The sequence below is a fragment of the Leptolyngbya sp. 'hensonii' genome (genome assembly GCF_001939115.1).
GTDB lineage: Bacteria > Cyanobacteriota > Cyanobacteriia.
On sequence record NZ_MQTZ01000043.1, the window covers coordinates 271,928 to 279,282 of the forward strand.

The window sequence follows — 7,355 nt, forward strand, 5'->3', positions numbered from 1 at the left end:
ACCTGCTGCTAGGGGTTGGGATCTGGATAGGTGCCGGGAGAGCGATAGCCGGTTTGCAGGACTCGGTTCAGACTTCCCACCTCGGCAGCTCTTTCGAGGATTTGCTGTTGCTTGGCTCCTGCCTGATAGCGCCGCAGCTCTTCAGTGACCTGGAATGTGGCTCCTTGTAACCGCAGGGACTCATCGTTCTGGATGACCTGGGTGGCATCTGCTGCGACCACGGTGGCAGAGGTTTCATGAATGGATTGGAGTTGATCTGAAACATTAGCCAACTGCCCGGATTGGGCTACCTGGTTGCTGATAGCCTGTAGCTGGATAGCCACGGCCTGCTGGTCCTGATTGGTTTGGGCGGCGAGGATCTTGGCGGTTTCCTTCAGCACATCCTGGGTGGAAGGTGCCTTACCGGCAGCAGCCAGAGCTGTGTTGGAGTCGTTCACGTAACCCAGAGTCTTGGAGGCATACCCGGATGCGGCAGTGAAGTTATTGTTCGCCACCTGAACGGCATTGAGGGAGCCTTGAGCTGCGTCGGTGACAGTCTGGTTTCGGCTCTGGGCCTGTAAGGAGAGATTAGCGATCGCATCACGGGCATTCTTGCCATCGGATTGGGCCTGCTGGCCCAAGACCCGCTCCCGGACGATTTCGGCACTGGCGATCCAGTTCTGGTTATCGATCCGAATGGGTTGGGGGATGGCGTCTCTGGTTGGGTTTTGGGTGTGGTTGATCGTTTGGGCCGTCTGCTGCCGGACCTGGGCCATATCAGGGAAGCCCAGGGGACCCATGGCGTTCTGGAAGATCTTCTGGGTATCGCGCAGGCTGAGGCTTCCCAGCCGGTTGAAGATGTCGGGTAGGCGATTCACCACGTTAGCGATGGCACTGACCTGGGACATCATCTGCTGGGCTTGCTGGTACATGGCCTGCGTCGCCTGCATCAGTCCTCCCAGATCCGCAGCCGTAGAGCTGACACCTCCCGTGACAGTAGGAGTCGTGCTCTGGGTTGGGTTGGGAACAAAGGGTTGAGTTGGAGTTTGAGCCAACGATCCAGGCGGAGTAGCCGCGATCGTGACCAAGGACATCGAACCTGCAAGAATCGCAGTAGAAACAACACGTTTCAAGTTCATGGATTCATTTCCTCAATTGATCAACAGGGGGTTAGGTGGGGCCAGAAACTGTCGGAACCTCAAGCTGCTTCTCTGCCGATGCTCTGAGGGATGCGACAGGCTGCTTGGGTAGTTGGATGGGACGGCTATCGCGCAGGGCACTCACCAACTCGCGAGAAAACTGGTGCAACCCCTGTAAAGGGTCAGGGGCCATTTGCATAAAGGTGGTGCGGGCTAGCTGTTCATGAGGATTGTTGGCAACGGCGGCCAGTTGCACGAAGGCCGGGTAGTAACGGCAATAGGTGCAGAGGCCCTGGTTGTCGAGCATCCACTGGGAGTAGACCTGGGCGGGATTGGGGAAGAAGCTTTCCGATGCATTGCGTCCAATCAACTCTGGGGCATAGCCGAAGATATGGATGAAGGATTTGACGGCAGCGGGTTGAATGCGTCCAATCAGCTTCACGTCCATGTTCTGGAGGATTTTAGGAGCAGAAGGCGATCGGGCGATCGTGTCGGGGTCTTGAGCTGAGAGGAAAACTCGTACCCCTGCTTTAGCCCCATTGGCAAACAGTCGGGCCACCAGGGCGGCAATCTCCTCAAACTCGAACAGAATCGGGGCCTCATCAATGAAGAAGATAGAAGCTGGTGAACTCAAAGCTCGATTCAGAGCGGCGGCATAGGCACTCAGGGCCAGTACGGCTGCGTCTTCTGCATCGCTCAAATTCCGCAATGCGAATACCAGCAGGTCTGCATCGGCCCGGAAGGTGCTGGGTCTGGAAATGGCCCGACCCACCCTGGACTCCAACCAGAACCGCAGCCGCAGCTTGATTTGCTGAAAGGCAATGTGAATATCGCCTGTAGTGACTTCCAGGTTGAGGTTATAGTCCCCGCGATCAAAAAAGGCCAAGAAATCAGCCAGGGTTGGGGTGTTCTCCCAATCTGGAGTGCCGATACCTGCTGCTTCGGCGGCATCGTAGCGGGTAATGATGTCAGGTTGACTCAAGAAGGAGAGCAGCACAATATTGACGATCGTGCGGACTGTTTGGCGCAGCATCCGTTCCTGAGCATTGGTGGCACCAGAACCACTGCCCAGGATCAACACCATCAGGGCGGATTCGATGAAGGCGATCCAGTCCTGGCGACGGGCTTCCAGACTCTCTGCGTCCAGGTTCAGGCCCCGAAAGTCAGGCCGCTGGAACAGGTTGTTGCTCTGGGTGGAGATATCGAAGTAGGCCCCCTGATCGCCCATGAAAGCGGTGTAGTCCGTAAAGGTAGAGCTGCCATCGGGTTTGGGGAAGTCCAGGGCCACAATCTTCATGCCCTGTGCTAAGGCATGGGTGAGTAGCCCGGAAACAAGAACAGACTTTCCGCCTCTGGTGGTGGCGAAGATGCCCAGGCGCTTGATCTGGCTGAAGAAATCCAGGTAGACGGGGACGCCCCCTTCTTCGGCAAGCAGCTCGAAGCCGGTGCGATCGACCGGACGAATCGAAACCAGGGGCATCAGTCCCGGTGCCTCCCCCGTCAGATAGACCTGACGGCGATTGAAGGGAGTCGCCAGCAGGTTTTCCCAGGCGATGGGCAGGGTTTGGAGCCAGATGCGCCAGGCGTATTCCTTTTCGTGGTCCACCCAGGCAGGACGACGGAAACAGTTCTGGATGTAGGTAGTGGCTTCCTCCAGTGCCGTTTGGGTTGGACGATGAACCAGCATCACCACCGCTACATGCAAAGGAATGGCCCCTTCATAGAGTTGCTCCTGAGCAGAAACGGCCTTGCGTTGGTTTAAGCCTGCTTTGACATCGATACTGCGGGTTTTGGTGGACTGATCCTGGGAGATGATCGCCTGCTTGGTCAACCGCATCATGTCCTGCTTGACCAGGTTCAAATTGGCCTGGGAGAGCTGACAGAAAATCTCTGTGTCATAGACCATCTCCCGTGACAGCACTTCCCAGAGGTAACGGAGCTGGGATTTCTTGCTGGCCCATCCTCCCGGCTTATCCATCAGCACCAGGGGAGCCACATAATTGCCTTTGACATGGACCCATTGCCGATCGGCCACGGGTAAGGACTCATGGCGTTCCAGCAGTATGGTGGTTAGATGAACCGTAGAATTGACCTGTTCCACCAGGCCCTGCTCGGTCATGACCACAAGTTGGGGGATAGGAGGGGCTGCTGTGGTGTTGAATTGCCGCCACAGATGCTGCCACAAGTCCTCTGCTGTCATAGGTGTGATCCTGAGGCCCATCCTGGTCTTGAGCATCTGCTCCCAAAGCAGGTAGCCATCACTGAAGGCTTTGGTAAAGGCGATCTCAAAGGATTGTTGTTCGACCAGTTCGGCGTCGCCCATGGCCTGATGCCACAGGCCATACAGTTTGCCCAGAATCTTCTCCAGGACATCAGTAGGTTTTCCATGGGTAGAGGATCCATCTAGGGTATAGGTGGCATAGAGCTTCAACGATTTAGGCTTACGGATGCCAGCCTGGGTCAGTTCCTGCACCCGTTGCTTTTCGCTGTAGATCAGGAACTTCAAGGGTTTGGAGGGGGCTTGGGCAAAGAGTTGGTCTAACTCTGCTTGTCGATCCGCATCAGAGGTGAAGGAACTCAGATGCACGGTCAATCGCTCGTTGGGGAGCAGGTCCTTCAGGCCGGACTCGATCGCCTCAAAGACAGGAGCAACCTGCTCACTAGTCAAACTGGCGTGGATACCGGCACAGTCCCAGCCAAAGACAAACTTTAAGGAGTCTCCTTCTGCCAGGACATAGGCTGCCACGGTTCTGCCGCGCAGTTCCATCTGCAGGATAAAGCTGAGCTTCAGCTCGTTCTCGATCGGGGTAATCCGTAGCCTGCCCCTGCCGGTGTCAACAGTCGTGGGCTTTAACTTGCTTTGTGCTTTCATGGCCTGCGTTTCCTTGATGGGTGTCGTCGCGATAGTTGGCGTTGCCGCAGGGATTGGTAGGTGATGTAGCCCCGGCCCCAGGTGGGCGGGCGCTGGAACTTGGATAGGAAGCGCCAGGGCTTGGAACCAGTTAGAATCCACCAGGTGACAATGCCCCAGGCAGCTATGATCAATGTCCAGCGGAGATCAAACTGTAGTAATCGCCCAACCGCGATCGACCCACCCAGGATGACCAGCCAGGGTCCGACCTGTTCTGCGGCTAAAGGGCCAAGCCTGGGCCTGGCCCCTAGAAGTTGATTGACCGTTCTGAATTCTTCTTTGCGATCGCTCATTTGAGGTTTGACCTTCCTACTTGGGCAGGATGAACCCAGCAGCAATGTCCGTGACTGTGGCGGCCACGAACACCATCAATGGGATCTGAGCCAGCTTGCCCCAATCCTCATCGCGACGCAGGGCCTGGATGACCTGCACGACCGAGAAGACCATGTAGAGAATGAACAGGAAGCGGATGATATTGATGATGAAGCTGAAGATTTTCTTCAGGGCTTCTGCGTTATCGACCCCTTGCAAGAGCTTGTTGCTCACGAAGTCTTCCGTGCCCTGAAAGAACTGAGCCTCGGCTGGATGAACCAGCACACCAAAGACCAAAGCACTGATGAGGCCCAGGAGCAGACCCAATGAAAACAGGGGTTGCAGCTTTGCGTGACGAGAGAGACGGACCAGGGCTGGATACACGATCGTGACCAGGTATTGGGGAATGGTGAGAGCCACCGTTGCGATCGTCAGCGCAGCATAAAACTCATTGCCATGAAACAGACTTGCGCTAGTTATTCCGATGCCAGCGATCAGAATTGGGCCAGCAATGACTGGTTTTTGTAGCTCCTGCAAAAGAGAAGACTGTTTTCGTTGATGCATAGTAAGCATGGAAAGGAATATCAAAAATCAGGCAGATAATAGCGTGATATTTGCTGGATGCAATATGCAGTTAATACGAGATTCTGTGAATCTAAGAATAGAATCTAGTCGGTATTCTTTACAGTTATTAGGCGGGTAATTAAGTAATTAAGTAATGCTAATCAAAGCTGTTTTGCTCGGAGCTATAAGGCTTTTATTTGCAAGTACTGATTGTAAATAAAGTGTTAACCAGTTAAGTAATTAAGTAGACTTTGCTTGAAAGCTTACCCTCAGGCGGAAAGGATAACGTAGTCAGAGCGACCAATGGGTAGAAGTTAATCCGCCATTTGGCGTACCCAGAATCACTGAGGAAAAACATTTCCTGGCCCGGACGGGCACATCAGGTAAATCCACTGATACCCAGCCTGTAAGCAAGTAGTTAAATCGTTAAGAGATAAAACCTTTATGACAGACAGGGTATAGGCAAGAAAGCGGATGATGAATCGTTCTAAAATACGCATTAAACCGAAGCTACATATCGTTGCTACTGACTTGGAATCGTCGCGCAAAAAAAGCCGCAGTAAAGATGTGGTCAGGATGAGCTTTGACGTGGCTGAAAATATCCACCGTGCCATTAGCAATCACGCCCATCGCCAGGGTCGCTCCAAAGTTGATGTGATTCGGCAGGCGGTGAAAGAGTATTTGAGCAGGCATCGAGAGCCGATGAGCTGAAAATAGCTCTATGGCTTTCGTTGTCTCAGGACAACTCTGGCTCCTCGATCGAAAACTGGGCTCGCAGTGCCGCGTTGATCCGCTGAGGTCGGCCTGTTTGAGTATTAATCGGGCACCATAGGGTTCGGGCCTGGGCCAATAATTGTTGATCCGTAGCCCGGAGTATTTCTGTATGTCGCTCAAAGGAGAGACCCGTTGCAGTCCCTACCCAGGTCTGAATCAGCACCTCTTCCCCAAGTTGGGCTGGCGACTTGTAGTCAATTTCGTGGCGCAATACAACCCAGACGATGGCTGCCTGGGTCTCTGCTGATGCCATGGCCCGCCAATGGGAACTGGCAGCTTCCTGGACCCAACGCAGGTACACGACGTTGTTGACATGGCCCAATTCGTCGATATCGGCAGCCTCAACGGGAATGACGAGTCGAAAGGGGGGGTGGGATGGAGGTGATGCCATGATATTGGAGAGAGTTCAGCAAATGCGATTTGTGCTGGGTAGGAGCATATCGATTATAGAACTGTCGCCAGGAATCAAATCTCCCTGAGAGCGTTCACCCCCTGTAGGGTACCACTCAAATTGTTGGATGATCTCCTGGCACTTAAGCAATATTTCGATTGTGCAGGGTCACTTGGGCCAGTAAATTTAGGGCAGTATTGCAGGTTGTTCCGTCATTCTATGCAGACGCATCTAATCCAGCGCGTTATTTGCCATGGGATGGTGTTGAGAAATTTCTAAATCATCTAATCTTTCACAGGCAGAGGACAGCACAGCCCCTAAAGCTCTCCTCCATTGCTGCTTATCCGGCCTCTAGATTTGCGCTGAGGCTTCGGTATTTTTTTTGGAGTTTAACCCATGCAACCTGCTCAATTAATTACCAATCTTGGTAATGCACTATTCATGTTCTTGCTGCTGATTTGCCCTTCAGGTTTACCCACCATCGCGCAAGAAATAGGACAAAGACTTCCTGCATCTCCTGAGCAGCAGTCTGACCCAAATCGCAACCAATTTAACCAACCTACTGAAGTTGCACCCCTTCCATCTACCCCTCCTGTCCTGCCACAGCAACCGGCCCCTGTCTCCCCAGAATTGCCTGTTAGCCCTGAACAGCACATCTTGATCCACAAAATTCAGGTGATTGGCAATACCATCATTCCTGAACAGGAGCTTCAGGCCCTTACCCAATCCCTGGAAGGGAAGGAAACAACCATTGCCGAGTTGGTAAAGCTGGCCGATCGCATCACCCAGCTTTATCTACAGCGAGGGTACATCACCTCCCGTGCTGTTATCCCCAACCAGTCTCTGGTGGATGGAAAGGTGCAGATCCAGGTGGTGGAAGGCACTCTGGAGAGCGTTGAGATTGAAGGCACCCAGCAGGTCAGTCAGGACTATATTCGCGATCGCATTGCCCTGGCTCAACTCAAGCCCCTGAACCAGTTTGCTCTGGAAGATCAGTTGCGACTGTTGCAGGCGGACCCATTATTCAAGTCCGTTACCGCATCTCTACGTCCCGGTTCCAGGCCAGGGCAGGCAGTGCTGACCGTGCAGGTGGAAGAGGCAAATCCCCTGGTGATCGGGACCAACATCGACAACTATTCCCCACCGGCTGTCGGAGGAGAACGGGCGGGAGGCAGCCTCACCAATCGCAACCTGAGTGGGACTGGAGATCAGCTCTCGATCGCTGCCACGAGCACCTTGACGGGGGGTGCCCAGCAGTACGACCTGAGCTACCGGATTCCCCTCA

Annotated in this window: 7 protein-coding genes; 2 read left to right on the forward strand and 5 right to left on the reverse strand. The window is 53.9% G+C overall.

Going from position 1 to position 7,355, the window contains the following annotated elements:
- Positions 1-8: 8 nt before the first annotated feature.
- Genes BST81_RS16880 through BST81_RS16895 form a run of 4 tightly spaced genes read right to left on the reverse strand, consistent with a single transcriptional unit; the run spans position 9 to position 4,905 of the window.
- A complete protein-coding gene (locus BST81_RS16880; protein ID WP_143780378.1) occupies positions 9-1,118 on the reverse strand; it encodes a hypothetical protein in 1,110 nt (369 codons plus the stop codon).
- 31 nt (positions 1,119-1,149) lie between these two features.
- Positions 1,150-3,990: a hypothetical protein gene (locus BST81_RS16885; protein WP_075599663.1), complete on the reverse strand. Its 2,841-nt coding sequence runs from the start codon at positions 3,988-3,990 to the stop codon at positions 1,150-1,152.
- Positions 3,987-4,322, reverse strand: a complete 336-nt coding sequence (locus BST81_RS16890) for a hypothetical protein (protein WP_075599664.1) — start codon at positions 4,320-4,322, stop codon at positions 3,987-3,989. The genes BST81_RS16885 and BST81_RS16890 overlap by 4 nt, the downstream gene beginning before the upstream one ends.
- 16 nt (positions 4,323-4,338) lie before the next feature.
- The gene (locus tag BST81_RS16895; protein ID WP_083636909.1) at positions 4,339-4,905 is read right to left on the reverse strand and encodes a hypothetical protein; all 567 of its coding nucleotides are present in this window, start codon (positions 4,903-4,905) and stop codon (positions 4,339-4,341) included.
- Between the two features lie 474 nt (positions 4,906-5,379).
- On the opposite strand from BST81_RS16895, the gene BST81_RS27615 reads away from it, so the two are divergent.
- Positions 5,380-5,616, forward strand: coding sequence for a hypothetical protein (locus BST81_RS27615; protein WP_143780379.1), 237 nt, complete (start codon positions 5,380-5,382; stop codon positions 5,614-5,616).
- A 25-nt stretch (positions 5,617-5,641) separates the two neighbouring features.
- Here the strand turns inward: BST81_RS27615 and BST81_RS16905 are convergent, their stop codons facing one another.
- On the reverse strand, positions 5,642-6,070 hold the full coding sequence (locus BST81_RS16905; protein WP_075599666.1) for a thioesterase family protein: 429 nt from the start codon (positions 6,068-6,070) through the stop codon (positions 5,642-5,644).
- A 396-nt stretch (positions 6,071-6,466) separates the two neighbouring features.
- Here BST81_RS16905 and BST81_RS16910 point away from each other — a divergent pair.
- The coding region (locus BST81_RS16910) for a POTRA domain-containing protein (protein WP_143780380.1) at positions 6,467-7,355 on the forward strand (889 nt) is incomplete at its 3' end.

Bases quoted from the DNA above. Each gene is read 5' to 3' on its own strand.
- BST81_RS16880 (WP_143780378.1), bottom strand. From the start codon at position 1,118: ATGAACTTGAAACGTGTTGTTTCTACTGCGATTCTTGCAGGTTCGATG.
- BST81_RS16885 (WP_075599663.1), bottom strand. From the start codon at position 3,990: ATGAAAGCACAAAGCAAGTTAAAGCCCACGACTGTTGACACCGGCAGG.
- BST81_RS16890 (WP_075599664.1), bottom strand. From the start codon at position 4,322: ATGAGCGATCGCAAAGAAGAATTCAGAACGGTCAATCAACTTCTAGGG.
- BST81_RS16895 (WP_083636909.1), bottom strand. From the start codon at position 4,905: ATGCATCAACGAAAACAGTCTTCTCTTTTGCAGGAGCTACAAAAACCA.
- BST81_RS27615 (WP_143780379.1), top strand. From the start codon at position 5,380: ATGATGAATCGTTCTAAAATACGCATTAAACCGAAGCTACATATCGTT.
- BST81_RS16905 (WP_075599666.1), bottom strand. From the start codon at position 6,070: ATGGCATCACCTCCATCCCACCCCCCCTTTCGACTCGTCATTCCCGTT.